24 protein-coding genes and 1 pseudogene are annotated in these 25,718 nt (G+C 38.3%); 10 read left to right on the forward strand and 15 right to left on the reverse strand.

Translation table 11 applies throughout. The features are described 5' to 3' along the window. Positions 1 to 1,096: 1,096 nt before the first annotated feature. The 3 genes and pseudogenes from ACFIKB_RS02245 to rpmE all read right to left on the reverse strand — a co-directional run. Positions 1,097 to 1,348 (reverse strand): annotated as a pseudogene (locus tag ACFIKB_RS02245) (ABC transporter); the annotation flags it as partial. Positions 1,349 to 1,686: 338 nt separating this feature from the next. After that, complete coding sequence (locus ACFIKB_RS02250) at positions 1,687 to 1,812, reverse strand: hypothetical protein (protein ID WP_375635519.1); 126 nt, start codon at positions 1,810 to 1,812, stop codon at positions 1,687 to 1,689. Between the two features lie 243 nt (positions 1,813 to 2,055). Then, a complete protein-coding gene (gene rpmE, locus ACFIKB_RS02255; protein ID WP_015856961.1) occupies positions 2,056 to 2,277 on the reverse strand; it encodes a 50S ribosomal protein L31 in 222 nt (73 codons plus the stop codon). Between the two features lie 187 nt (positions 2,278 to 2,464). Here rpmE and ACFIKB_RS02260 point away from each other — a divergent pair, with 187 nt between their 5' ends. After that, on the forward strand, positions 2,465 to 4,255 hold the full coding sequence (locus tag ACFIKB_RS02260) for an ABC transporter transmembrane domain-containing protein (protein WP_273787678.1): 1,791 nt from the start codon (positions 2,465 to 2,467) through the stop codon (positions 4,253 to 4,255). 1,031 nt (positions 4,256 to 5,286) lie between these two features. Continuing rightward, entirely contained in the window at positions 5,287 to 6,522 is a 1,236-nt protein-coding gene (locus tag ACFIKB_RS02265) for a hypothetical protein (RefSeq protein WP_375652705.1), read from the forward strand. 380 nt (positions 6,523 to 6,902) lie between these two features. On the opposite strand, the gene ACFIKB_RS02270 is transcribed toward ACFIKB_RS02265, so the two are convergent. The 10 genes from ACFIKB_RS02270 to ACFIKB_RS02315 form a co-directional block, all read right to left on the reverse strand. Beyond that, positions 6,903 to 7,178 (reverse strand): inositol monophosphatase family protein, encoded by a 276-nt coding sequence (locus ACFIKB_RS02270; RefSeq protein WP_375652707.1) that lies wholly within the window; start codon positions 7,176 to 7,178, stop codon positions 6,903 to 6,905. A 155-nt stretch (positions 7,179 to 7,333) separates the two neighbouring features. Then, entirely contained in the window at positions 7,334 to 8,125 is a 792-nt protein-coding gene (locus ACFIKB_RS02275) for an inositol monophosphatase family protein (protein ID WP_273787682.1), read from the reverse strand. Between the two features lie 11 nt (positions 8,126 to 8,136). Beyond that, positions 8,137 to 8,712: an elongation factor P gene (efp, locus tag ACFIKB_RS02280; protein WP_273787683.1), complete on the reverse strand. Its 576-nt coding sequence runs from the start codon at positions 8,710 to 8,712 to the stop codon at positions 8,137 to 8,139. A gap of 592 nt (positions 8,713 to 9,304) precedes the next feature. Then, entirely contained in the window at positions 9,305 to 9,682 is a 378-nt protein-coding gene (locus ACFIKB_RS02285) for a helix-turn-helix domain-containing protein (RefSeq protein ID WP_375652807.1), read from the reverse strand. A gap of 315 nt (positions 9,683 to 9,997) precedes the next feature. Further along, a complete protein-coding gene (locus ACFIKB_RS02290; protein WP_375647364.1) occupies positions 9,998 to 10,396 on the reverse strand; it encodes a hypothetical protein in 399 nt (132 codons plus the stop codon). Positions 10,397 to 10,574: 178 nt separating this feature from the next. Then, a complete protein-coding gene (locus ACFIKB_RS02295) occupies positions 10,575 to 10,712 on the reverse strand; it encodes a hypothetical protein (protein WP_375652708.1) in 138 nt (45 codons plus the stop codon). Positions 10,713 to 11,037: 325 nt separating this feature from the next. Continuing rightward, entirely contained in the window at positions 11,038 to 11,397 is a 360-nt protein-coding gene (locus ACFIKB_RS02300) for a helix-turn-helix domain-containing protein (protein WP_375652710.1), read from the reverse strand. Between the two features lie 603 nt (positions 11,398 to 12,000). Next, a complete protein-coding gene (locus ACFIKB_RS02305; protein ID WP_375635525.1) occupies positions 12,001 to 13,044 on the reverse strand; it encodes a tetratricopeptide repeat protein in 1,044 nt (347 codons plus the stop codon). Positions 13,045 to 13,386: 342 nt separating this feature from the next. Then, positions 13,387 to 13,752 (reverse strand): helix-turn-helix domain-containing protein, encoded by a 366-nt coding sequence (locus tag ACFIKB_RS02310; protein ID WP_273787687.1) that lies wholly within the window; start codon positions 13,750 to 13,752, stop codon positions 13,387 to 13,389. Between the two features lie 366 nt (positions 13,753 to 14,118). Beyond that, positions 14,119 to 14,484, reverse strand: a complete 366-nt coding sequence (locus ACFIKB_RS02315) for a helix-turn-helix domain-containing protein (protein ID WP_375652711.1) — start codon at positions 14,482 to 14,484, stop codon at positions 14,119 to 14,121. A 495-nt stretch (positions 14,485 to 14,979) separates the two neighbouring features. Here ACFIKB_RS02315 and ACFIKB_RS02320 point away from each other — a divergent pair, with 495 nt between their 5' ends. Both ACFIKB_RS02320 and ACFIKB_RS02325 read left to right on the forward strand, forming a co-directional pair. Further along, a complete protein-coding gene (locus ACFIKB_RS02320) occupies positions 14,980 to 15,168 on the forward strand; it encodes an antitoxin (RefSeq protein WP_375619989.1) in 189 nt (62 codons plus the stop codon). Beyond that, positions 15,168 to 15,455, forward strand: a complete 288-nt coding sequence (locus tag ACFIKB_RS02325) for a type II toxin-antitoxin system RelE/ParE family toxin (RefSeq protein ID WP_375647368.1) — start codon at positions 15,168 to 15,170, stop codon at positions 15,453 to 15,455. The genes ACFIKB_RS02320 and ACFIKB_RS02325 overlap by 1 nt, the downstream gene beginning before the upstream one ends. A gap of 279 nt (positions 15,456 to 15,734) precedes the next feature. Here the strand turns inward: ACFIKB_RS02325 and ACFIKB_RS02330 are convergent, their stop codons facing one another. Both ACFIKB_RS02330 and ACFIKB_RS02335 read right to left on the reverse strand, forming a co-directional pair. Continuing rightward, positions 15,735 to 16,475 carry a TIR domain-containing protein gene (locus ACFIKB_RS02330; RefSeq protein WP_375652712.1) on the reverse strand — a complete coding sequence of 247 codons (741 nt, stop codon included), beginning with the start codon at positions 16,473 to 16,475 and terminating at the stop codon, positions 15,735 to 15,737. Positions 16,476 to 16,786: 311 nt separating this feature from the next. Beyond that, positions 16,787 to 17,449 (reverse strand): thiamine phosphate synthase, encoded by a 663-nt coding sequence (locus tag ACFIKB_RS02335; RefSeq protein ID WP_375652714.1) that lies wholly within the window; start codon positions 17,447 to 17,449, stop codon positions 16,787 to 16,789. Between the two features lie 365 nt (positions 17,450 to 17,814). On the opposite strand from ACFIKB_RS02335, the gene ACFIKB_RS02340 reads away from it, so the two are divergent. From ACFIKB_RS02340 to ybgC, 6 genes are all read left to right on the forward strand, one after another. Continuing rightward, positions 17,815 to 18,957, forward strand: a complete 1,143-nt coding sequence (locus ACFIKB_RS02340) for an OpgC family protein (RefSeq protein WP_375652715.1) — start codon at positions 17,815 to 17,817, stop codon at positions 18,955 to 18,957. A 182-nt stretch (positions 18,958 to 19,139) separates the two neighbouring features. After that, the gene (locus ACFIKB_RS02345; protein WP_015856950.1) at positions 19,140 to 19,658 is read left to right on the forward strand and encodes a DUF1465 family protein; all 519 of its coding nucleotides are present in this window, start codon (positions 19,140 to 19,142) and stop codon (positions 19,656 to 19,658) included. Positions 19,659 to 21,228: 1,570 nt separating this feature from the next. Continuing rightward, on the forward strand, positions 21,229 to 21,744 hold the full coding sequence (gene ruvC, locus ACFIKB_RS02350; RefSeq protein WP_273787693.1) for a crossover junction endodeoxyribonuclease RuvC: 516 nt from the start codon (positions 21,229 to 21,231) through the stop codon (positions 21,742 to 21,744). A 13-nt stretch (positions 21,745 to 21,757) separates the two neighbouring features. Next, a complete protein-coding gene (ruvA, locus tag ACFIKB_RS02355; protein WP_375635532.1) occupies positions 21,758 to 22,372 on the forward strand; it encodes a Holliday junction branch migration protein RuvA in 615 nt (204 codons plus the stop codon). Between the two features lie 13 nt (positions 22,373 to 22,385). After that, positions 22,386 to 23,480: a Holliday junction branch migration DNA helicase RuvB gene (ruvB, locus tag ACFIKB_RS02360; RefSeq protein WP_375613207.1), complete on the forward strand. Its 1,095-nt coding sequence runs from the start codon at positions 22,386 to 22,388 to the stop codon at positions 23,478 to 23,480. A 213-nt stretch (positions 23,481 to 23,693) separates the two neighbouring features. Next, positions 23,694 to 24,134, forward strand: a complete 441-nt coding sequence (gene ybgC / locus ACFIKB_RS02365) for a tol-pal system-associated acyl-CoA thioesterase (protein WP_375635534.1) — start codon at positions 23,694 to 23,696, stop codon at positions 24,132 to 24,134. The last annotated feature ends 1,584 nt before the right edge of the window (positions 24,135 to 25,718 follow it).

Below are 25,718 nucleotides of genomic sequence, written 5' to 3' on the forward strand. Positions count from 1 at the left end.
AGTTGAGGGCTGCAAATATAAATGATGGCGTTGGTGGTGGTGTGGGAAGATGGTGTCCAATTAAAGTACGCTATCCTTATTTTTATAGGCTATGACTGGAAGAAAGAGCTGGAGAGACAATTTGTGAGCAAAGAGAAAGTGTTTTGAGGATGCGTGTCTGCAAGAGCAAAACAGTGGTTGTGGTGATATTTACAAACAATAAATTTGATAAAATTTTACGATTTTTCCAACAGCTGGTTTATTATAAAAGCTGTTGCTTATACGCGCTCACAAAAGTTATAAGAAGCCCAAAAGCGCTAAAAGAGTCTTTGCTCTTTTTCAATAGTACGGATCTGCAAACAATGTTCAAAAAGTGTTCGTTTTTTTGAAAGAGAATAAAAGGATACTCTTGCAGATGAGAAAAGCCTATTTGTGAATTACAATTTGTCATGATTTTCGGTAAACACTATTGTTTAGGGCGGTGATAGAGGGCATGAAAAATTTTTCATATTCAGTTTTTTTAAGAGTGTGATCAGTCTTTAGGGTAGAGCTTGTATCCAGCCTATCAAGTGGGCCGCATAAGGGCTTCCTCGGTAAGGCGAGCACCATTATACTCTTTGCCAGTCGTATACTCTTTCCAGCGCCCCAATGTTGTGACAGCCCTTGGTATTTAAAGGGATAAGAGAGGCATTTTGTTCTTTTTTGTAAAGCTTCACTCCACACGCTAACTCTGCTTGTGATGTGCAAGCCAAGAGATTTTGTTTGATTCACTATGAGGGTTTGACATGAGAAAATCCTATGGTATTCATGATCTCTCATGAAAAACAATGAATTACTCTTATAAATCAACGTAACAGTGCTGTTATGAAGAGAACTCCTTGCACATCTTAATAGTTCATAAAGATTAACTGGGATCATTTTATATTTTGTACACAGATGAAGTATTTTTATAAAAATGCTCCATCTCACGCAGAAAAAAACAGCTCGTTAAGACTTTAAAAAGAAAAACACCTCAATGCTTGCCCTCTTTTTCCATGAGAGATTCAAATTGATAAGCCTGTCTGAAAAGAGTACTGTTTATGTGCCCTTAAAGATACTGCTCTTGTATCAAGATCACTTACTCAGGTGAAAATTGGAGTTTTGCGAGGTAAGCATAGACGCCATTTTTTGCCACAAGTTCTGCATGGGTTCCTTCTTCCACAAGAGCGCCTTTATCCATCACGAGAATACGATCAGCTTTTAAAATTGTTGCTAAACGATGTGCAATTACCAAGGTTGTACGATTTTGCATTAATCCTTCTAAGGCATTTTGCACCAACTTTTTACTGTTTGCATCTAAAGCAGATGTTGCTTCATCAAGCAGCAACACTTTGATTTATAATAATAGTTCACTGTTTTGTATGTTGAATGGGGATCCCGAATATTACAGGATTTTCTCATTTCAAACCTGTTCCATGTTGAATCAACAAAAACCATGTCTCTTGTACGTTACAAGTGGGGAGAGACCGCGTGAATAAAAAAATATTAAGGAAGGACTTAAAATGTTTATAATAAATCGTCTCAAGTGCCAAGGGCTGTAGCAATACCCATGAGCTGGCAAATATAATGATGGTGCCGGCTTGCAGCAACAGGGGTGCATTTCTTAGAATTGTACGTGCAATATCAATGTGTTGTTTTGTCCCCCAGAAAGCATGGTACCACGTTCTCCTATTCACGTATCAAGCTATCTGGTAAAGCTTGAATCAGTTCAAGCGCATTAGCCGCTTTAGCGGCGACAAGAATACTCTCTTCACGGGTATTTTTCAGTTCCAAAAAAAGAAGAATGGTTTGCAATTATTTTATTTCAGGTCGTTATACTCTACGAGGAAGGATTTATGCTCGTATTTCAAACTGATTTTTAAATTTAAAAAACGCAGCCACCAAGATTTATTAGTGCCTAAGATCCCATCTATTTATGTTGGATGCGTTTTTGAATTAATATTTAAAGTGCACTCTTTACAGCATAAAAAAACCAATCACTTACAATAGAGCAATCATTTTTTAAAACTTGTGCTCTTTATAATCAGGAATAGGCTTTTACATGCCAATATTACCAAAACGATTTTTGAATTTAGAAAGACGACCGCCACGGTCTACGAGTGTTTGGGAGCCACCTGTCCATGCTGGATGCGTTCTTGGGTCAATATCTAGATTAAGAGTATCGCCTTCTTTTCCCCAAGTAGAGCGCGTTTTATATTGGGTTCCATCCGTCATAACAACGGTAATTGTGTGATAGTTGGGATGAATATTCGCTTTCATGCGTAAAAACCTTTTGCGTTTACAGAATGAAACAGCACTTGCTCGATTTTTTAAGTGCGCTTCCTTTGTCTTTTTGATACATTGATTAAAGTATTTATTCCTATAGCTGAGCATGCATAAAAAAACAAGTGTTCAAGATGCATCATTGTATCAAGTGTTATAAATTCAATATAGTGAGCGAAACCTTATGAATCTCTTCAATCATTCAGAAAAATCTACAAAGTCTTCCCCTAAAAAATCTTCATTCTCTTCGCTTGCAATTTTTTTTCCTTATCTTTTGCGCTATCGTTGGTTGTTTATCTTTGCCTTTCTAGCGTTATCTGTTGCTGCTCTTGTCACATTAGCTTTGCCTGTGGCTATCCGCCAAATGTTTGATCATGGGTTTTCTACTTCAAGCCATGGACATATCAATTTTTACTTCGGAATTTTGTTTATCTTAGCCTTGCTTCTCGCATTTGCTTCTGCTGGCCGTTATTATTGTGTTATCACATTGGGAGAGCGGATTGTTGCCGATTTACGGCGTGATGTGTTTATTCATATTATGAAACTTTCTCCTGCTTTTTTTGATCGGTCGCATTCAGGAGAGATTGTTTCAAGGCTTCTAACAGATACCACACAAATAAAATTAGCTGTGGGTTCTACCGCCTCTACTGCTTTGCGTCAGTTGATTATAGTGATCGGAGCCGTCGTGATGATGGTGATTACCAATGCTAAATTGTCTTTGTTGGTTTTGGTTGCTATTCCTGTTGTGGCCATTCCCTTGGTGGTTTTTGGGCGGAAAGTTCGCTCGCGTACGCGTGCGGCGCAAGATCGTCTGGCAGATGCCAATGCTGTTGCTACAGAACAGGTCAGTGCTATTCGCACTGTGCAAGCTTTTACCGCAGAAAAACTCGTTGCAACACGTTTTTCACAATTGATAGAACGTGCTTTTCAAACAGCACGTGCTTCCGTGATCCTGCGCTCCTTTTTTACGGGTTTTGCAATTTTTTTGGTTTTTAGCAGTGTGGTTGCTGTTTTATGGATTGGGTCGCGCGATGTTTTGAATGGAACGATGACAGGTGGGACATTAGGGCAATTTGTCCTTTATGCGGTTTTTGGAGCTTCTACTTTTGCGCAATTATCGGAACTGGGGGCAGAGTTAATCCAAGCAGCAGGCGCTGCTGAGCGGCTTTCCGAATTGCTACAAGAACAACCTACTATTGTAGCTCCTAAAAATCCTTTGTCATTGGAACAACCTGTTCGAGGCGAACTTGTTTTTGATCAGGTTGATTTTACCTATCCTTCTAGACCTCAAGAGAAAATTTTACGCTCGCTTTCGTTTTCTGTGAAGGCAGGCGAAACGGTTGCTTTTGTTGGGGCTTCAGGAGCAGGAAAAAGCACCATTTTTTCTTTGATCCTTCGTTTTTATGACCCGATAAGTGGAACAATTCGGTTGGATGGCATGGAAATTAATCGCCTTTCTTTACAAGATTTACGCAGCGCAATTTCCTATGTTCCACAGGATGTCGCCATTTTTGATGGAACATTGCGTGATAATATTATTTTTGGAACTGAAAATACCCATGAAGAGGAAATCCTTGCTGCCGCTAAGGCGGCTAATGCACTTGAATTTATTCAAGCTTTACCAGATGGCTTGGATACGCAAGTAGGAGAACGTGGTACCATGCTTTCTGGGGGGCAAAAACAACGCATTGGTATTGCACGGGCAATTCTAAGAAATGCACCCCTGTTGCTACTTGATGAAGCAACATCTGCTTTAGATGCAAACAGTGAAAAGTTGGTGCAAGACGCCTTAGAAGGATTGATGCAAAATCGTACAACCTTGGTAATTGCACATCGTTTGGCAACAATTTTAAAAGCTGATCGTATTCTCGTGATGGATAAAGGCGCTCTTGTGGAAGAAGGAACCCATGCAGAACTTGTGGCAAAAAATGGCGTCTATGCTTACCTCGCAAAACTCCAATTTTCACCGGAGTAAGTGATCTTGATACAAGAGCAGTATCTTTAAGGACATAACCAGCACTCCTTTCAGACAGGCTTATCAATTTGAATCTCTCATGGAAAAAAGAGGGCAAGCATTGAGAGGTTTTTCTTTTTAAAGTCTTAACGGGCTGTCCTTTTTTCTGCGTGAGACGGAGCATTTTTATAAAAATACTTCATCTGTGTACAGAATATAAAATGACACCCAGTTAATCTCTATGAACTATTAAGATGTGCAAGGAGTTCTCTTCATAACAGCACTGTCACGTTGATTTATAAGGATAATTCATTGTTTTTTATGAGAGATTATTAATACTATAGGATTTTCTCATGTCAAATTTAGTTATATTAAATCAATCAAAACCATGTCTCTTGTATGTGGCAAGCAGAGAGAGCCCGCGTGAATAAAACACTTTAGAAAGAATAAGTCCTCTTCATGAATCGTCACAAGTTGTAGGGACTGTCACAACGGGGGCGCTGACATAAGAGTATGATGGTGCTGGGCTACTTAAAGAAGAACTGATAAATAGGCAGAGAGGCGCTTTTTATCGATGTTATAAAACAGTGCGAACAAAGCACGCAGTTTGTTTTGCTGTTTGGTTGAGTTAAGGTTTTTATTACTTTGAAAATCAATATTTCATGGATCATGCATTTTGAGGGCTTATAAGGCTTTTCTTTAAAGTACATAAATCACTAAAACAGCATTATTAAATACAAATTGTTCTATTTTACCAACAAAAATATCTATATTTTGTGTATTGTTTTTATTAAAATATAATATGTAGTGATTTTCAAATCAGATGTACACACAATGATACAATATCGAGAAATCGATAAAAGAGCTGCGTTAAATGTTGGTGAGAATAAAAGAGAGCAAGAATGGAAGAAGACATAAAATGGGCAATAGCTTTCATAATAGCTACAATTAAGGTCATTTGGAAATGAGGGAAAGAATGTGGGAGCAGAAGATTCGGCGTTATAATTTTCCGCATCATATTGATGGGGAAGTCGTGGTATTTGGGATACTCAGTGGATTTTTTGTTTGGTTTTGCAATGATAGTGTGTTGTGGAGGAAGCTTAATGCTTGCATTGGCAATTTATCAAAACAAGCATTTAACTAAACAACTTGAGCCAAAAGAGCAAGATTGCGTTGGATATCAAGATATTATTGCACAAGGGGAACAAAGACTTTTTGCAAAAACTCAAAAAGTATCGCAGGAATGGTTGAAACAATGGGATGAGGGAGTAAGGCTATGGGAAAGAGACGTACTGGGGATAAAAAATCCTAGGGAAGATATGAAATTCAGTGGAGATCGGCTTCCATTGGTAAAGGATATTTGTGTTCGAGGGGAGCACAAAGTGCGTTTATTGTACAAGCAAGCACTTGGAAAAAAACTTACTTATGAACATTACAAAAAAATATGTAGTCTCTTGGATACCTCGTATTTTAGGAAATTTTTTGTAAAAGCAGTGCGATTAATGAGAAGGAATGGAATAACTCTGCAAAAGTTTGTAGATCCTCTTACGAACAAAAAACGGAGTCAACCTACGATGTTATTACTTCATTGGTGGTTATATGTTCTTGATGATATGATTACAGCTGAATGCAAACAGCACCAAAAGGAAAACTTTACAGGGGAGGATGAAAAGAAAAAATTTACAGATACTTTGTGGGACAACATATCTATAAGTATAGAACACAAAGAGATAGAGGAAATGCTAAAGCTTTCGGAATCTTGGTCTGGTGAGTGTACTTTATTATTATATTGTAAAAAGAATGTGTTGTTGTTGTTGTGTGATATTTCCAGTGATTATAAGGCGGCAAGAGAAACTTTCATTTACTATAAGAAGCTTATTAAAACAGTGAAAAATGGCTATGTTGCCTTTGATAATGGTTGCCATTCTGTCACAGTTAGAGATGTAATCAATACTTGTAAAGAGAATGACACAAATAGAGCAAAAAATCTTTCCATTGTTGAAGGGAATCCAACATTTGAAGAAGCTTACAAATTAGGCGTTAAAGAGTGGATGAAATCATCAAATGAGACATGTGATAACCGATTGATCTTTTGGGAGAAGCTTGTTGAGGAAAAAAAGTTAAAAGAAAAATTAAAAGTTATCTTTGGGGATAAGAAGGTAAAGGCGCTGAAAGAGGCTATTGAAAAAGATAAAGAACAGCTTGCAAGTGAAGTGCAGAAAGCAATTTTGGAAAACAAAGATTTTCATTATTATAAATGTCGTCGGCATTTGATAAACTATTTGTAAAACGGTTGAATAAAGGGGTAGGGAACAGCCCTATAGATCAGTGGGTTTTCTGAAATCTCTGCTATTATGTAGTGGTGGAAAAGACGTGAAAACTCTCAAACATATGCGGCAGTTTTTATGAGAGAGGAGAGTTTTTCGATCAATGGATAGCGCACTATAAAGAGCATATATTGAGGAGGAAATGGATTGTGTTTTTGTTTTGGATGCGATAATTGCCTTTTTTAGCTTGTTTGGAGGGGGATTTGAATAACAGAAACGTCAATAAGGTAAGCTGTTGAGGATTGCTTTTGTGGGGGGTATAGCGAGTATATTTTTTATTTGTGATGATGTTTTTGTCACTATCTGATCAGTTATTTCCTATCGTTTTATGTAAAGAAAATTTAAAACTCTCTCTTCATGTGGTTTTTTAAGGTTCTAAGGGTTTTGTAAAAAACTGTAAGAGTTAAATACCTTTTTTGAGATTTTTTATAGTTTGATGCGAATGTGTTCATTTCCGGCAATGATGTGTTTTTGCGAAATATATTGTTGCCTTCTTTATCGGTGACAAAACCACCGGTTTTGCGAACCATCAGTATGCCGGTAGTTCTATCAAAAATTTGTAGGTTATCTTCCCAAAAGCCATCGGTTTTTCCTGCGGCGACATAAGCTAAAATCAAGAGCAGCAGCGTTAAGACGGCGAAGTCCAGAAACTTCCCTCATTACTTGCGCAATTCAATAAGAGATAAGGTTGCGTGATGAGGGATATCTCTATGGGGATGTTGCAAAGTTGCACTTTTAGCATTGCCTTTTAAAATGACACTACTTCTGAGGTCTAAATGCCTTTTTTGAGGGTTTTTTCTAGTTTGATGCGAATGTGTTCATTGCCAGCAATGATATTTTTTTTGCGAAATATATCGCTTCCGCCTTCTTTATCGGTGACAAAACCACCGGCTTCGCGAACCATCAATATTCCAGCAGCCATATCCCAAATTTGCAGGTTATCTTCCCAAAAGCCATCGGTTCGGCCAGAAGCAACATAAGCTAAATCAAGAGCAGCAGCGCCAAAACGGCGAAGTCCGGCAACTTCCGCCATCACATTGCGTAATTCAATAAGATAGGTTCCATGATTTGGGCGACCAAAATGAGGCATACCTGTGGCAATGACACAATCTTCTAGTCTGCGTCGAGCAGAAACGCGACAGCGTCGGTCATTGAAAAAAGCACCACACCCGCGTTCTGCGGTAAAGAGTTCATCACTTACGGGATTGTAAATGACACCAGCAACGATTTTCCCTTGACTTTCTAAGGCAATGGAAACAGCAAAAAAAGGAATGCCATGGAGAAAATTTGTGGTGCCATCTAGAGGGTCAACAATGAAACGATGTTGGGAATCTTCGCCAATGATTTCTTCAGACTCTTCCATTAGAAAACCAAATTTGGGGCGCGCTTTGCTTAATTCATTGAAAATAATTTTTTCCGCTTTGCGATCTGCTTGGCTGACATAATCTGCTGGTCCTTTCAAAGACACTTGCAAATTTTGCACTTCACCGTAATCACGCACCAACGAGCGTCCTGCTTTCATTGCAGCTTGCACCATGACATTCATGACTGCAGAATGGGCCATTTTTTATTCCTTTATTTATCTTTTTCATTTGCGCGACGCAAATAAATCAACTCATTGGTGTCTACAATGATACGTTCACCAGCATTCATAAAGGGGGGAACAAGAATACGAATCCCGTTTTCAAGAATGGCGGGTTTATAAGAGGAGGTAACCGTTTGTCCTTTGATGGCAGGATCGGCTTCCACAATCGTGACAGCAACTTGATCAGGAAGTGAGATGCCAATAGGCTTTTCTTGATAAAGTTCAACTGTGACAGTCATCCCATCTTGGAGAAACGCAGCACGTTCACCAACAAAATCTTTTTGAAGTTCAAGTTGTTCATAAGATTCTGAATCCATAAAGACCAAAGCATCCCCTTGTTGATAAAGAAATGTGAAATCTTTTTGTTCAAGGCGCACGCGTTCAACCGTTTCAGCAGCACGAAATCGTTCATTAAGTTTTGTACCATCAATTAAATTTTTCATTTCAACTTGGTTAAATGCACCACCTTTTCCTGGTTTTACAGCGTTGCATTTAACAGCAACCCATAAGCTTCCTTGATGTTCGATCACATTACCAGGGCGAATTTCATTGCCATTAATTTTCATCGTTTCTATCCAATTCTATTCTTGCAAAAAGAACTCTTTTGTTGTCGTTATGGCGCTTTTCTTTGCTGCCTTTAACAGTGAGCTCTTTTGTTATTTTCGGGCTCAAATTCCTTTGATTAGCCTTGTGGCTCTCTCATGGTCCTGTGTGCTCCATAGGTTTTCTCATGTTTTTTGCAAAGAGAAAAGCTTAAGTAAAAAAGGACCTTGATGTATTTTTGCTTTTCAGTTCTTTGCAAGACCATAAAAAGCGCTCAGACGCAAGCTTTTTAAAAAATTGCACAAAAATTTTTTAGAATTTTTGGGGGAATTTATCCCGTTGTGTCGTAAAATATCATCATTGATGGCAATGATATAAGTTCCGTAAAACCATGAGGTGTTTTTAATTGAGAATGTGTGGTGAATATTTGAGGGGGGCTTGTCCGGATAATCTTGTGAAATGAACCACATGAAATGGGAAGATAAAAGAGGAAGCTAAAAGAGTTCTGTTCTGAGAAGACGGATTGTTTACCAACTGGATAGGGAAGGGACTTCTGTCCTTTGAGGTGTGGGAGGCAAGTTAAGAACAGAGAGTGTAGCGCCCTATATCATAATGTTAAAAGTTTTCATTTTGATCAGAGAGTAATTGTAAAATGGCTCTTTGTTTTATCGAGGTTAGAACTCTAAATCTTTTGAGCAGCAGGTATTCTTCTGTGCTTGATGCGATTTCATCATGGTGGTATGGGGGCTGTTGTTTTGTTAAGATATCCGCATAGAAAAAGGAAACCAGAACATTTAGGCTATCGGAAATTTCTTTTAAATGCTCTGCGCTGACACGATTTAAGCCTTTTTCATATTTCTGGATTTGTTGGAAAGTGACACCTAAATGTTGACCTAATGTTTTTTGAGACATCTTCAACATTTTTCGTCTAAAGCGAATTTTTTTGCCAATGAATTTCCCACTGAAAATGTCGTTATAAGGATTTTTACCGATACCCTAGAAAATGCTACACGGGATATAGAAAGCTATTCAGCTGCTTCAATCACAGATAAGCCAAGTTTTGCATTTGCATCTTCGCGTAATAATTTGCTAGGGTGTGGGGCATTTTCATTATTTTTAGTATTCTTCTTTCCTTAAATCTTAAAGCTGTAACTTACACTATTTTGTATTGTCACAATCTATAATAAAATTTATCCACTCTGGCTAAAAATGAGGTTTTTTATTAAGCTGCAAATCTCTTTGCCTTTCGCAAGAGCTTTTAAGTTTTTACGTTTAAAATATAGAGAATGGTTACATGAAATAGCGGGTTCATTTGGGATGAGTATTTATATAAGAACGCGGCTCTCCGTTCACGTTATACTGAAAAAGAGACACTATAGTGCTACTATTTAATCTTATTCTATAACTCAAATTCACACCCATGTTTTGTTGTTTTTGGGGTTGATCTGTATAAATCACATTATATCCATTCTGTCGCAACAGATTGATAAATACAGGAGTAAAGTTGTCTGCTGTATTATTTTTCTTTATAAGAAGTGTGGTTGTAGCGGGTGGTAAAAACCCTTTGTTACCGCTAATAAATTTGTTAGCGACTAATTGTGCCTGACGCTTTGTAAGACTTTGATCAACATAATTTGATGAATAATTGCCTACAGATGCGCAACCTGCCACCAACACAACCGGTGACAGCAATAAATATTTTAACATCGTTAATTCCCCTTACTTATTGTTGCTCTTTTTTGCGAAGCTCCTATTCCAGAAATTAAGAGCAACTTTACCTATAGCTACTTAACAACATATCGGTATCTAATCAATCGGTTAATTAATCAATGAATAATGGTTTCAGCTGTAAAGGTTGCTTGAAGTGCTTCTTGCGGCGTATATTTTAATAAACAGCTGCTTTTGGTGATTGTGATAAAAAAGCAATTTTTTGCGTTTGCATGTTAAGATCACGTCCTCTGTCACCATTATAAAATGATGCGTTAGGTGCTGTTCCAGATTGACCAAAAAAAATTTCAAGCATTGCTTTTTGAGGGCTATTTTTTTAAAATCCGCATGAATGCTTATTTTGTTTGCTGTAAAATACTATCGTTTGAGGTGTGGTGCTGTAAGGCATCAAACTTTGCACATGTGATATTTTTATGAGAATGTGTGGTGAATATATGAGGGGGGGCTTGTCCGGATAATCTTGTGAAATGAACCACATGAAATGGGAAGCTAAAAGAGTTCTGTTCTGAGAAGACGGATTGTTTATCAACTGGATAGGGAAGGGACTTCTGTCCTTTGAGGTGTGGGAGGCAAGTTAAGAACAGAGAGTGTAGCGCCCTATATCATAATGTTAAAAGCTTTCATTTTGATTCAGAGAGTAATTGTAAAATGGCTCTTTGTTTTATCGAGGTTAGAACTCTAAATCTTTTGAGCAGCAGGTATTCCTCTGTGCTTGATGCGATTTCATCATGGTGGTATGGAGGCTGTTGTTTTGTTAAGATATCAGCATAGAAAAAGGAAACCGGAACATTTAGGATATCGGAAATTTCTTTTAAGCGCCCTGCACTGACACGATTTAAGCCGTTTTCATATTTCTGGATTTGTTGGAAAGTAACACCTAAATGTTGACCTAATGTTTTTTGAGACATCTTCAATATTTTTCGTCTAAAACGAATTTTTTTGCCAATGAAAATGTCGTTATCAAGATTTTTGGCTTGCATTTTAAAGCCCCCTCCGAGTGCGAGCGCCCTCGCGTTGGTATTCCGGGAGCTTGAAAATACTGAACTCAAATCAGCCTTTTTGCTTTTAGTGCTTAAAGCACCTGGACATAGCAAAAACTCCCGGAATTCCGGGATACCCACAAAGTGGGGTAAATTCATGTTTGAGTTTTCGGGTTTTCAAGGCCCTATTGGTCGTTGCGTATGCGACCAAAACATCTTTTAATTCATAAAGTAATTTTAGGGAATTTACAATAAAAAATAGTTTTTTTATAAGAGACGGCGTGTTTTTCATCCAAGCAAAAAGAATGAAAAAATAGAGCTTTTGGAATTTGCGTGATAGCCTAGTTCTTTTGCTTATTGGATATTGTTTGCTTAAGCTGATGACATCAGTGCGTTTTCTTTACCAATGGAAATGTCGTTATAAAGATCTTTGGTTTGCATTTCCCTCCGACGGGGTGCGAGCGCCCTCGCGTTGGTATTCCGGGAGTCTAAAAACACTGACCTCAAATCAGCATTTTGCTTTTAGGGCTTATCGCCCCTAGACAGTGCAAAATCTTCCGGAATTTCTATAAATTTTATCTTTTTGAAGCAGAGAGGAGTATTTTAAAAAACAGGAAGGAGCTTTATTGCTTCTTTGTGCGCTTTTTCTAGTTGTGTTTTGTCCATGCCTTGGAGCATCATTTCAAGATCAGGGGCTTGCATTTTTGCCTCCTTTGCAAGCATATACCATGCCGCTGCCATTATTATATCGCCTTTTGTTCCTGTGCCATCTCGATAAAGCCTAGCAAGAGAAATCTGTGCTGGTGCTATCATGTTGATAGCATTTCTTTGAAGTAAATGAAAAGCACGGGGAAAATCTGTTTCTCCTCCACGCCCCTGTATAAGCCATTGTGCTAAATGAAGTTGAGCTTTTAAGTGGTTGTTTTGAGCCGCTACCTCCATGAGTTTGCGGGCATTGCGATCATCCTTGGGTCGTGTTAACGTACCTAAGGCAAGAATTTTTGCAGCAGAAAAAGCAGCTTCAGCATCCCCAAGAGCAGCACCTTTTAAGTACAATTTTAAGGCTTGCTCGATTGCTTCATTTTCACGACTTTGGGAAGAAACACCGGGGAGAGCTTGTTTTTCCTGTGAGGCTTTATAAAGAAGCAGTTGTCCATAATAAAAATAGGCTTCCTTGACGCCTGCATTGACAGCTTTTTGAATGAACTGTTCACCAAGTTCTTGATTTTGTTTTATAAAGTGACCATCAAACAACATAAGTCCATAGCGTAGTTGTGCTTGGGGTTCCCCCTGTTTTGCGGCGCGTTCAAACCATAAAGCAGCACGCGCACCGTCAATAGGGACAGCACATCCCTCCATATAAATTCTGGCAAGAAGAGTTTGTGCAAAAGGATCATTTTTTTCAGCACGTCGGAGTGCTTCACGAAAAGCTTTTAAATAATAACCTTGGATGTAATAGTCATAGGCTTGATCATAGTCTCCAGCTTTTAAGGGCTGAAAAGGTTCTTGAGTGTTTGAAGCTTCTTGAATCGTATTGAAAGAGCCTTCAGAACTTGAGAATTCTTCAGTGTTTCCAGCTGAATTGACAGCAGAACTTGCAAGTCCAATCACGCCTAAGATAAGCAGCTTCACGCTTCTCTTGATCATGGTGTTTTCTCCTCATTACCGATCAGAATTTTCACATTTTTCTTTCATCATTACAAGCCGTATAAGAATCTCATTTCTATATTACTTTTTATTTCTCAGTTTTTCATCTTAGTTAAGGTAGGGTTGGGTAAGTTTAAAAAAATAGCATAAATGTCGACGAGAGCCAGACTGTTTAAAACAGTTTTGTTAAAAATAATAATAATGAAGGGGTGTCGTGTGTAAAAATGCTTATCTTCTATTATATTAAGGGCATCTCCTCCTAAAATGAAAAAATGCTTACAATGGGGGCTGCTTTTTAAAATACGTATGAATGCTTATGAATAGTGCGCTATCCGTGTGATGTTAGCTTGCATTCTCATCAGCGATGAGCTGTAAAAAGGCTTTCTTTTTAACCGTTGTGAGAGTTCTAAATCTTTTGAGCAGCAGATATTCCTCTGTGCTCGATGCGATTTCATCATGATGATATGGGGGCTGTTGTTTTGTTAAGATATCCGCGTAAAAAAAGGAAAGTGGAACATTCAAAATATCAGAAATTTCCATTAAACGCCCTGCGCTGACACGATTTAAGCCTTTTTCATATTTCTGGATTTGTTGGAAAGTGACGCCTAGATGTTGACCTAATGTTTTTTGAGACATCTTCAACATTTTTCGTCTCAAACGAATTTTTTTGCCAACAAAAAGATCAATATTAAGATTTTGAGATTGCATTTTTCCCCGCCGGTTGCGAGCGCCCTCGCATTAGTATTCCGGGAGTCTAAAACTGAACTCAAATCAGCACCTTGCTTTTAGTGCTAAGAAGCACCTGGACATAGCAAAATCTCCCGGAATTCCGGGATACCCACAAAGTGGGATAAATTCATGTTTGAGTTTTCGGGTTTTAGAGCCCTATTGGTCGTTGCGTATGCGACCAAAACACCTTTTAATTCATAAAGTAATTTCAGGAAATTTACAATAAAAATTAAAATAGTGTCTCTTACCGTGTCGTTTCTTAAAATGGAGGGGTGGCATGTTTTGCATTCAAGCAATAAAGCGTTCACAAAGGGGACTTTGAATAGCACACACTATCGCGTTATGTTAGCTTGCATTCTCATCAGCGATGAGCTGTAAAAAGGCTTTCTTTTTTACCGTTGTGAGAGTTCTAAATCTTTTGAGCAGCAGATATTCCTCTGTGCTCGATGCGATTTCATCATGATGATATGGGGGCTGTTGTTTTGTTAAGATATCCGCGTAAAAAAAGGAAAGTGGAACATTCAAAATATCAGAAATTTCCATTAAACGCCCTGCGCTGACACGATTTAAGCCTTTTTCATATTTCTGGATTTGTTGGAAAGTGACGCCTAAATGTTGACCTAATGTTTTTTGAGACATCTTCAACATTTTTCGTTTTAAGCGAATTTTTTTGCCAATAAAAAGGTCAATATCAAGATTCTGAGATTGCATTTTTCCCCGCCGGTTGCGAGCGCCCTCGCATGAGTATTCCGGGAGCTTGAAAGTACTGAAATCTAATCAGCTTTTTTTGCTTTTAGTGCTTAAAGCACCTGGACATAGCAAAAACTCCCGGAATTCCGGGATACCCACAAAGTGGGGTAAATTCATGTTTAGATTTTCGGGCTTTCAAGACCCTCTTGGTCGTTGCGTATGCGACCAAAACATCTTTTAATTCATAAAGTAATTTCAGGAAATTTACAATAAAAATAGTTTTTTACTTACAAAATTTGTTTTTTAATGAGAGGCTATTCGCCTCTTAAACCTCTCTGGAACGATTACCAAAATCATGATATCAGATCCGTGTTTTTTGAGAGGGTTAAAAAGCCTTAAGTTTTAAGATAAAAAGAACTTTGGACGCTTAAAAGTTAAACATTTTCAATTCGCTAATATTGACAACATAACCAATAGTAATTATCTTCAATGTTCAGGAATAGAAAGGACATACATATGAAGACTACCCTTTCTCCGCTAATTTCAGAGTTCGAAACCGTTGAACAGGAAAGCAGCTACACTGCATGGCTGCGCGATAAGGTAGCGAGAAGTCTTGCAAATCCATATCCTCCTATTCCGCATGATGAGGTTATGGCTGAAATGGAAGTTATAATCAGTCAGCTTGAAGCTGAACAGGAAAAGTGATGCTTCCGATTGTTTGGTTGTCTTCGGCGCGCGACGATTTGCGTCAGATTTTAACGTACATTGCTCGCGAAAATCCATCCGCTGCGCGCCGAATGAAAAGGTTTTTGGAAGCATCCGTATTGCCATTGGCAGAACATCCATATTTATACAGACAGAGTGAGAAGGTATTAGGATTACGAGAAATTGTAGCGCATCCAAATTACCTTATATTGTATCGAGTAGCTGCAAATCAAATCGAAATTGTAGCTGTAGTACATGCCCGACGTGAATTTCCTATTTTTCTTTAATCTAATCAGAGGCTATCTGCCTCTTAAACCTTTCTGGAACAATTACCAAAATTATGACAACAGCCCAGCGTTTATCAAAGAGACTAAAATGATTTCTTCTACGGTAGTGAATTCACACGCGGTCTCTTCATTTAAATTTGCACAATCGCTTGCTGTTTGAGGAAGGGTTGGGGGGTGATCGTTTCTCTGTGCTATAGGATGTGTGTCTGTGGAATGTGGTGGGGTGTCTTGTGGTTTTGGGCGTGCGCTTTAAAAAATAAACATAAGCATTATTCAAATTTAACGTGATGCTGTAGCAATTTTTTTTGCATCTAAATTGTAGCCGGCTTCACATAGTCGATCACAAAGATCCGGAAGTGTTTCTTTTACGTGTTCATTAAAAGGAATGTATTTAAGCCCACCAAAATCTGAAGGGAGTTCAAGGTCTTGTTTTTTTAGAATAGCGACATTTTTGCGAGAAAGTGCAGCGGTTAACATGCCCATTTCGAAAATAACGTTTTGTCGTGCACGAAATTGTTCTTTTTTTTCCTTGTCAGATCTAGCATAGCCTATATCATCGGGAGTAAATAGCACAATACCAAATCCTATAGAATCGTTACAAGCTTCTTTTTCCAAAATTTCAATGAGGGTTAAACCATTACCACCAGTATTTTTTAAGATGTATAGTTCGAGCCCAAGCCTGCGAAGAATAAGTTCAAGTTGCTCTAGAGCAATATGGTCATGGCCATGAACGATAAAGATTTTTTTATTTGAAGGATTGGAAGCAGTTTTTGAGGAAGGAATCGTTGATGTTTCTTCTAGATGCTTTGCTAAATCTTCTGTTAGCTTTTGTTTTATGTTTTCTTTGCCTTGAACTTGAAGTTTTCCTGTGCTTTTAAACCAATTAATAGTGCCTCCTTCGTAGGTTTTGATCTGATATCCTTCAGGGGATGGATGTGATAGAGGTTTAGTTTCTTTGATTTGATATCCAGCTTTGCGAATTATGTTTTTAAGATCTTCAAGTGTTCCGCTATATTGCATTTTTATGTCCCCTGCATATTTGTATCGTCAGCTATTGGTATTCAGTACCAATATTGAAAATGACCATTTTCCCCAATCATAATGCTTTGTCTTTATAAGACATTGAACGAGAAAGTTCTTATGATCCTTTTTTCTATATATTATATGAAAAAAAAGACGCTAGATTTTTCATCAATTTGATTGAATTATTAAGCAATTTTATTGAGTTTCGAGGTATCCTCTTTATCTGTTATTGTGTGTTCTATATAAGTAATATAGTGGTGAGTGTTTGGATTTTTATTAACACTTTATTTATAAATTCTCCTCCTATATTACAAGGGGGTGTTTTCACATTTTTCTTGCATTGTTTTAAGCAGTATTAAGGGGTTGTCGTTTCCCAAAATCACTTCTTCTACAGCAATGAATTCACATCCAGTTTTTAAGGCTTCATCAAAGGTTGAAAAATCGCTTCCTGCTTGGATAATGGCGGGGGTTTGCATAATTTCTGCCCACCATGTTGCTAACTGGAGATTGCGGGGGTGCGCATGGGGTTTTTTATCAGCACCGAGTTTGCCAAACAGAAGGTAATCAACACCTGTTTCCGCTGCAAGCATAGCACTATGGCGATTGCGTAAATTGCCAAAGCCTATAATTTTTTGTTCCTTTTGCTGATTTTTGAGGCTTTCAAGAGCGTTAAGATCATCTTCTATGTGCAATCCATCAGCCTTTATGCGCCCAGCAATGCGGCTGTCATCAGCGATGAGAAGGGCTGCGTTATGATGTTGAATATCTTCTGCGTAAGTTTGCGCTTGTTGTTGTAAAAAAGAGCTATCATCTTTCAACTTTTCAGAATCATAGAGGATGACGCATGCAAAAGACTTTGTTTGCAAAATTTGCTGCAAAAATGTGTGTGGGGTGTTGCGCCGAACATCGAGTGTTAAAATCAACTGAGGGAAAAGAGGTGGATCAATTGGTTTATTTTTTTGTTCTGTCATGTCAAATCCCTGTTTCTTAGAGAAAAATAATGCTTAAAATTAAAGTTTCATTCTATTATGCTTATTTGCGATGAAAGTGACCACCATTTTCACGTAATTTAAAGGATTTGTGGGTGTGTGGGAGCCTGCTTATGAGAAATGAGAGTGTTTTTAAGCATAATATGTCGCCTTTTTGCTGTGATACATGTATGGATTCTTTTCGTTCTTTTACCTTTAAAAAAATTTTGCCTTTTAAAAAATAAACGCTTAAAATGAAACTTGACTCTTAAAAATTAAAATTTCATCCTGTTGATGCTTGTTGGCAATAAGGGTAACCACCATTTTTATGGGACTTCAAGGGGTTTGTGGCGTGTGGGAGTCCACTGATGAAATACCAAGGTGTTCTTGAGCATAAAACTGAGCCTTTTCGCCGTGATACGCGTATTGACGTTTTTCGTTCTTTAGCCTTATTGACGATTTTCATCAACCATATTCCCGGAACGATCTATGAGTCTTTTACCCATAGAAATTTCGGTTTTTCTGATTGTGCAGAAGTGTTTGTTTTGCTTTCAGGGATTGCTCTTGGATTAAGCTTTCATGGACGGTTACAGCAAAAATCCTTTGCTTTTATTATCCGAAAACTGTGGTACAGAGCTTTGCAGCTCTATGGTGCATATCTTTTTACTACCTTTGTCACGTTAAGTCTTTTTTTTGCTGCCTTTTTATTATGGCGAACAGAAAAACTTTTATCAATGAACAATGTGGGACTCTTTTTTAAAGAGCCTAGTATCGCATTTTTGAGTACCTTAAGCTTTGGGCATCAATTGGGATATAATAATATTCTTCCTCTTTATATCGTTTTGATGTTTTTTGCGCCTTTTATCCTTTATTTGAGTTGTAAACAGACAAAGTGGCTGCTTTTGGGCTCCTTTACACTGTATCTTATCTGCGGATTTTATAAAATTGCTCCTCCTTCTTATCCCTTAGAGGGAAAGTGGTTTTTAAATCCTTTGTCTTGGCAATTCTTATTTGTCATAGGATTGACCAGTACTTTAGCGCTTAAACAAGGAAAAACAATCGCTTTTCAGTCTTTTTGGATTGTTTGTGCGGCAGCTTATCTCTTGTTGGCACTGTTATGGGTTCGCTTAAACTGGTGGGGTATTTTGGGGTGGCTTGGCTGGTCTTCCCCATTGTTGAACTTTAATAAAACCTTTTTAAGCTTGCCACGTTTACTCCATGTTCTTGCATTAGCCTTTTTTATTCTTTCTTTGCCCTGCATCAATAAATGGTTTTATGTCTCTCAGAAACATCCTTTAGCAATCTTAGGAAAACATAGTTTACCGGTTTTTGTAACGGGAACCATTTTTGCGATGTTTGGACAAATTATAAAAACAGTGATGACAGGAACGTTTTTTTCCGATACCCTCTTAATAATAACGGGTATTGCTCTGCAATTTGGAGTCGCCTATTATTGTGAAAGACGGCGATCTTGGCAGTGGTCCTTTTCAAGAAAACTGATCCGTTTATAAGAAAAACGGTCCTGTAGTGTTTGTTGGGTGCGTTAACCTTAGTATAAAAAGCGCGTTGCGCAAAAAAATTAAAAGAGGTAGCAGTTTAAAAAAAAAGCGTTCTACACAGCAACAAAAGAAACTTTTTAATACTCTATTCGTTGAGTGGTGTAATTTTGTGCTGATACTTGGAGTATAAAAGCGTGAGTGTACATAAACGTCCATATGATGAACCTATTATCATGATTGAGCATAATGCTTTTGAAAATGCTTTTAATCGTCTCTATGAAGAAACAATGGCGCTGATTGAAAAAACCGCAGCGTATATTGATTCAGAAGGGAAATTAGTGGCACGTTCCCTTTCGGCAGAAGTTTCTGCAATCTATGCGAAAGAGGCTATGTATTTAAGTACACGACTGATGCAAATCGCTTCTCAACTCCTTCTTCTTCGGGCAGAGCGCGAAGGGGAAATGTCATCAGAACAAATAAAAAAAGAAATTGTAAAAGTGTCACTTCATACACCAACATTGGAACTTGAAACCCCTCATTGGCATGAATTGCCAGAAATTTTCCGCCAATTTGTTTCTCATTCATTGCGTTTAGAAGCGCGCATACAGTATATGCGTGCTGGGTGGGAAACTGCAGCCTCCTGTGCCTTAGAAGATGATAATCCAGTAGGAAAACAAATCGAATTGCTCAAAACAGCCTTTGGGCGTTCTTAGAGGTATTCCCTTGCTTTGCGCGAAGGGGAAATGTCATCAGAACAAATAAAAAAGCAATTGTAAAAGTGTCACTTCATACACCAATATTGGAATTTTTCCCTTTCATTGGCATGAATTGCCAGAAATTTTCCGCCAATTTGTTTCTCATTCATTGCGTTTAGAAGCGCGCATTTTTTTCGTTTAGATATGCGGCTGTAGTTTAAGCGCTCTGGTAAATAAGGGGAGGCTGTAGTTTAAGCGATCCAGTGGGAAAACAAATCGAATTACTGAAAACAGCTTTTGGGGGTGTTTTGAGAAGAATAGCGCCTTGCTTCTTTCTTGCGATATTTAGAGCAATCTACCCATTTTTTACAACCAAAATGTCACAACTAAAACCAATCTAGAGTGCTTTTTTCTGCCTAATTTCTATTTGAGCGTAGGAAATATCTTGAGCTTATAACTGAGAGGTATTGATTTCGAATTATGGCATGGGATGGGGTATGGTTGGTCTTGTGGAAATCGGCTTTGATTGATTGCAGCTGGAACACTTTCTGTTGATATATCGTGTGATTTTGTTTTGGCTATGATAATGATCAGGCGCTAGATAGAGCTGGGGCTTGTATATCAATTTATTTATGCTCTATAACTTATGCCTATAAAGTTGCTGTAGAGCGTGTCTTAATGAGGATGATACACATTGTGTCAGTTTTTGGGCTTCTCTTGTTTTGAATGGAAGTTATTTTCTTCGCGTAAAATAAAACATCCAAAATAAAGTGCCATATAATAAATGCCTCTGGGGTTCTCTGTGCCCCCATGCAATGTCCCCTCTATGCAATGACATTGTGGTGTAATGGGCATATTCAAAAACACCTCTCAGTTCTTGTTCACATCCATTGAGCTCCCTCATCTTAACGCTTGCAACGGAGCAAGCCGGCACCATCATCATATTTGCCAGTCCCCAGTGTTGCGACAAGTTCTTGGCTCTTGAGATGGTTCATTAGAGGCATGTTTAGTCCTTTCTTGTACAGTTTCACTTCACACGGAAATCCCACGTGTGATGTGCAGACAAAAGATTTTGATTGATTCAATATAAAGAGGTTTGTAATGAGAAAATCTTACGATATTCGGGATTCTTATTCAACATACAAAATAATGAATTATCTCTATAAATCAATGTATTGATTTATTATGGTAGCGTCATGTTATAACGTAAAAAGTTTCCGCAAAGTGTATAGCATCCATTGCATAACCTCTTTACACTTAATGAATGTACAATCCAGCACTCTCTATTTGCTCGCTTGCGATGTTTAACTGTTATGGCATTGGAAATGATACAGAAAGGGAATTTTTATGCTTTATAGGGTGCTTTATAGGGTGTTTGCTTGTGATGTGTGAATGGTTTTGATTGATTTTAGTTATGCTTCATAAAGTATGTTCCATAAAGATGCTGTTCGTTGCGTTTTATAATTGTATAAATTGGGGGGCATGACCATCTTTTGACTGGTTTTGTCTTGTGCTGCTGTTTTCTTTGTGGTCTTGTCTTTATTCACATCTTTATTCACAGGGGGGAAAAGTGTATAGACTGTAGTTTATGGCAGAGACGATTCGTATTATAGGCATTGATCCCGGATTACGGCGTACAGGGTGGGGCGTTATCGATGTTGCTGGTAATCGTCTTCAGTTTATTGCAGCAGGGACGGTTTCTTCTGATGTAAAGTGTGAGCTGGCTTCCAGATTATGTCAGATCCACAAAGGTCTTTCAGAGGTTGTGCATCAATTTATGCCCCATGAAGCCGCTGTAGAACATGTGTTTGTTAACAAAGATGCTACAGCAACTTTAAAACTTGGGCAAGCACGTGCAATTGCATTGCTGGTTCCTGCGCAAGCAACTCTTCCTGTTTTTGAATATGCGCCCAACAAAGTGAAAAAATCAGTTATTGGTGTTGGACACGGTGCTAAAGAACAAATCCATATGATGGTAAAAGTTCTACTCCCACGTGCTGAATTTGATAGCAGTGATGCGGCTGATGCTCTTGCTCTTGCTCTTTGTCATAGTATGCATCGTAAGAGTATTGACCGATCTTATCAGGCAAGGATGGCGATATGAGTGGGGTGGCAACATGATTGGCAAATTAAAGGGCACCCTTGAACATATCTTTGATGATCATATCCTTCTTGATGTGCACGGTGTGGGGTATGTTGTTTTTGTGTCAAATCGGCTGCGTCCTTCTTTGCCTTCTGTTGGGGAGGCGTTAAGCCTTTTTATTGAAACGCATGTTCGGGAAGACGCAATCCGCCTTTTTGGTTTTGCTACAAGAGCTGAACAGGAGTGGTTTTGTCTTCTACAAAATGTTCCTGGAGTAGGGGCGAAGGTTGCTTTGGCAATCTTGGGTACTTTATCGCCAGATGAACTCGCACAAGCTATTGCCTTAAACGATGTTGCGATGATTAGTCGAGCGCCGGGCGTTGGTAAAAAAGTCAGTGAAAGAATTGTGGGTGAACTGAAAAGTAAAACACTCCCCTTTGAACAAGCGCTCAAGACTGTTTCGGTTCCTCAGCGTGAGATGACCAATCAACCTGCGCATGACGCGCTTTCCGCGTTGATGAAGCTAGGGTTTGAACGGGAGCAAGCATCCCGTGCTCTTGCTCTTGCGATGAACGCTCTTGAGGAGGAAACTGTTTCTTCTGCCCTGCTGATCCGCCATAGTCTCAAATTGCTTTCTTCTCCTACTTAAAATCAAGGTAACAATGCATAAAGATGAAGATAAACGCCTTCTGGGTTCCGCTCCCCTTCCTAACGATCCAGATCGTTCCTTAAGACCACAAGTTCTCGATGATTTTATTGGTCAAGAAGCGGCACGGGCTAATTTAAAAATATTTATTGAAGCAGCAAAAACGCGGCAAGAAGCGCTGGATCATGTTTTGTTTGTAGGACCTCCGGGGTTAGGAAAAACAACGCTTTCACAGATTATGGCAAAAGAATTAGGCGTTAATTTTCGCTCTACTTCAGGACCTGTCATCGCTAAAGCAGGAGATTTAGCCGCTCTCTTGACCAATCTCGAAGAACGGGATGTCTTGTTTATTGATGAAATTCATCGCTTAAATCCGGCGATTGAGGAAATTCTTTATCCAGCTATGGAAGATTATCAACTTGATTTGATTATTGGGGAGGGGCCGGCGGCACGTTCGGTGAAAATTGATCTGGCTAAATTTACTTTGGTAGCGGCAACTACACGTTTGGGGCTTTTGACCACACCGCTGAGAGACCGTTTTGGCATCCCAATTCGTCTAAATTTTTATACTATAGAAGAATTGGAATATATTGTGCAGCGTAATGCACGGCTTTTTGCCGTCAAGATCAGTGATGATGGTGCTCATGAAATTGCACGCCGAGCACGGGGCACTCCTCGTATTGCTGGGCGGCTTTTACGGCGCGTTTGTGATTTTGCTTTGGTTAAACAGGCAAAACAAATTGACCAAAAAATCGCCGATGAAGCGCTTTCGCGCCTTGAGGTCGATCATCTTGGGCTTGATCCGCTTGACCGCCGCTACTTGCTCCTGATTGCGGAAACTTTTTTAGGGGGACCGGTGGGGATTGAAACAATTGCTGCTGCTTTATCAGAACCACGCGATGCCATTGAAGATATTGTTGAACCGTATTTGCTCCAACAAGGGTTTATTCAAAGAACCGCTCGTGGGCGCATTCTAACTGAAAAGGCTTGGAGCCATTTAGGGCTTTCTGCTCCTGCCTCTACAACCTCTATACAAAGGCGTTCTCAACTTTCTGATGCTCAAGACAATTCATCACTTCAGACGTCTTTATGGGATGGGGAAGATGACTAAGATATTCTCTTTATTAAAAGAAACTATGTGAATATTTTATAGCAAGGTCATAAAATACAAGAGACGTGCTTCTTTTAGTATATTCTGACCAAAAAGGTCTTGCACGATTAAGGGGGGGCTTTTTCTTTTCACAACTTCAACACAAAAATGTGTTCAATCTTTTGATTGATAAATAATTTGCTATATTAGATGATTTTATGGGACATGAAGCCAATGACAGAAATAACTCCTTTTAAGAGCAATCATACAAATGCTTTTCATAATTTTCAGGTCCGCGTTTATGTTGCGGATACAGATTTTTCCGGAGTGGTTTATCATGCGCGTTATCTTGAGTTTTTTGAACGAGGACGTTCAGAGTTTTTACGGGATACCGGTTTTAATAATAAGATGTTAGCAGCAGGGGTTGAGGGGGAAAAACTGTTTTTTGTTGTGCGTCATATGGAAATTAATTTTTCAAGACCAGCTAAAATTGATAATCTTTTAGTTGTTAAAACACGTGTTACTCATATCCAAGGGGCACGCTTTTTTATGGAGCAATCTATTTTGCATGAGGCGACCACGTTGGTAACAGCTAAAGTTGAAATTGCTCTGATTAATGAGGAGGCAAAACCGCGACGTTTACCCAAAGAACTTTTTGCAAAAATGCTTGGTTAAAAGTGTTATTCATTGAGCGAGCAGCTTCAGGAGAGATCAGGGGATGTAAAGTAACCTACAATCTAAGACCATACATTTATCATAGCCTAAATGTTTCCCAACAAGGTCACATGATACATCAAAAGAAAGCACCTCTGCTACAATAACTACACTAAATTGAAGATGATATCCCACAAAATTAAACACGCCTCATCCATGTTATGATTCAAAATCAATGTCTCATCATCCATTTTCTGCTATAAACTCAAGATATTTTCTTTCTTTTGAAGAAAGGTTCGTTGGCATAAGAAAACAGCAGAAAAGTACAAAACAAAAAAGAAATAAAAAATGGATTAAGATTTATTTTTATAAAAATGCACATACCCAGCACAATATTGCAATAAAGTGATAATAAGCTATTAGGTCAAAAATTTTCTCAAAACACCCAAAGAGTATTTTAAGCAATTTGATTTGTTTTTTACTGGATTGTCATTTGGCATCACAAGAGCGCATGTCCCATCCATTTTCATCCATAATGCATGACTTTATCTGCGCTCCTAAACGCAGTGAATGAGTGAGAGATTAATGTATACAAAGCAGAAATGTATTCTGGATTTAAAGTTTCAAAAGTATATTATTTTATATAATAGATTGACTTAGAAAGATAAATTATCACTTCTCACGGGTACAAACCCCAATAGAGTCATAGAGTAAAATACTTTCATTTCAAATCTGTTCATGTTGAAACAATTAAAATCATTTGCTTATACATCATAAGATGAGCAATATAAATCATTGAAAAAATTGTAAAAATGTTTCTTATAGATCATTCTCAATGCAATAACGATCAAATATCGCAAGTGAGCAAAGAGAGCGAAGAAGCCGGTTTTCATGAAGTAAAGATGTGAAAAGGCTTTTTTTACGTCATAGAAGCTTGTACGTTATACCATGGTGTCAGAGAGATGATGGGCATTGAAAGGGGCGAATTCACAACACAATGAGACTATATGAGACTTACAATAGATTATATGGGACTACAATAGGGGTGCATGGGTGAGGCGCATTGTTGTGAGGCATTTTATGGTGGTTTATTGTCGTTTTTGTGCCCGAGGGTATCCCCGTATTAAATTCGATGAAAAATGAGAGAAACAATAGTCTGAGGCAAAGCGTAATCTTTCATGATTATAACATATTTATTTATAATGATAATTCATTGCGTTGTCACTTTTGGATAATTCTGAAACTTGTAAGATTTTTTCTTTTCAAGCCCTATTGCTGTGAATTAATCAAAAACATTTTCTTACATGTCACAAGCGGGGTTGGTGAGTGGATACAATACAGAAACACTTGAGAAAGGAATAAAAATGCCTCTTATGAATCTTTTCAAGTGCTAAGATTTATCGCTGCATTTTGAGCTTAAAACGTGTATGATGTTTTAGTTTTTTTTCATGAGCGTAAAGGTGGTGGTGCATAATAGATTTGATATCATGCATTTTTATATCTTTTGTTTTTATAGCATTTATGGGGAAGGCTTTATCGTTATATTTTTCATAAATGCTGTTGTGAAATGAGGGGGGGCGTGTGTTGAGGGATGTCTCTCGTCAT

The sequence above is a fragment of the Bartonella sp. MR110HLJHH genome, assembly GCF_042194225.1.
Lineage (GTDB): Bacteria > Pseudomonadota > Alphaproteobacteria > Rhizobiales > Rhizobiaceae > Bartonella > Bartonella grahamii.

Excerpts from the sequence above, each read along its gene's own strand:
- ACFIKB_RS02315 (WP_375652711.1), bottom strand. The coding sequence starts at position 14,484 with ATGCAATCTCAGAATCTTGATATTGACCTTTTTATTGGCAAAAAAATT.
- ruvC (WP_273787693.1), top strand. The coding sequence starts at position 21,229 with ATGGCAGAGACGATTCGTATTATAGGCATTGATCCCGGATTACGGCGT.
- ACFIKB_RS02335 (WP_375652714.1), bottom strand. The coding sequence starts at position 17,449 with ATGACAGAACAAAAAAATAAACCAATTGATCCACCTCTTTTCCCTCAG.
- efp (WP_273787683.1), bottom strand. The coding sequence starts at position 8,712 with ATGAAAATTAATGGCAATGAAATTCGCCCTGGTAATGTGATCGAACAT.
- ruvA (WP_375635532.1), top strand. The coding sequence starts at position 21,758 with ATGATTGGCAAATTAAAGGGCACCCTTGAACATATCTTTGATGATCAT.
- ACFIKB_RS02290 (WP_375647364.1), bottom strand. The coding sequence starts at position 10,396 with ATGTTAAAATATTTATTGCTGTCACCGGTTGTGTTGGTGGCAGGTTGC.
- ACFIKB_RS02300 (WP_375652710.1), bottom strand. The coding sequence starts at position 11,397 with ATGCAAGCCAAAAATCTTGATAACGACATTTTCATTGGCAAAAAAATT.
- ACFIKB_RS02325 (WP_375647368.1), top strand. The coding sequence starts at position 15,168 with ATGCTTCCGATTGTTTGGTTGTCTTCGGCGCGCGACGATTTGCGTCAG.
- ACFIKB_RS02260 (WP_273787678.1), top strand. The coding sequence starts at position 2,465 with ATGAATCTCTTCAATCATTCAGAAAAATCTACAAAGTCTTCCCCTAAA.
- ACFIKB_RS02305 (WP_375635525.1), bottom strand. The coding sequence starts at position 13,044 with ATGATCAAGAGAAGCGTGAAGCTGCTTATCTTAGGCGTGATTGGACTT.
- ACFIKB_RS02340 (WP_375652715.1), top strand. The coding sequence starts at position 17,815 with ATGAAATACCAAGGTGTTCTTGAGCATAAAACTGAGCCTTTTCGCCGT.
- ACFIKB_RS02295 (WP_375652708.1), bottom strand. The coding sequence starts at position 10,712 with ATGCTTGAAATTTTTTTTGGTCAATCTGGAACAGCACCTAACGCATCA.
- ruvB (WP_375613207.1), top strand. The coding sequence starts at position 22,386 with ATGCATAAAGATGAAGATAAACGCCTTCTGGGTTCCGCTCCCCTTCCT.
- rpmE (WP_015856961.1), bottom strand. The coding sequence starts at position 2,277 with ATGAAAGCGAATATTCATCCCAACTATCACACAATTACCGTTGTTATG.
- ACFIKB_RS02275 (WP_273787682.1), bottom strand. The coding sequence starts at position 8,125 with ATGGCCCATTCTGCAGTCATGAATGTCATGGTGCAAGCTGCAATGAAA.
- ACFIKB_RS02330 (WP_375652712.1), bottom strand. The coding sequence starts at position 16,475 with ATGCAATATAGCGGAACACTTGAAGATCTTAAAAACATAATTCGCAAA.
- ACFIKB_RS02310 (WP_273787687.1), bottom strand. The coding sequence starts at position 13,752 with ATGCAATCTCAAAATCTTAATATTGATCTTTTTGTTGGCAAAAAAATT.
- ybgC (WP_375635534.1), top strand. The coding sequence starts at position 23,694 with ATGACAGAAATAACTCCTTTTAAGAGCAATCATACAAATGCTTTTCAT.
- ACFIKB_RS02320 (WP_375619989.1), top strand. The coding sequence starts at position 14,980 with ATGAAGACTACCCTTTCTCCGCTAATTTCAGAGTTCGAAACCGTTGAA.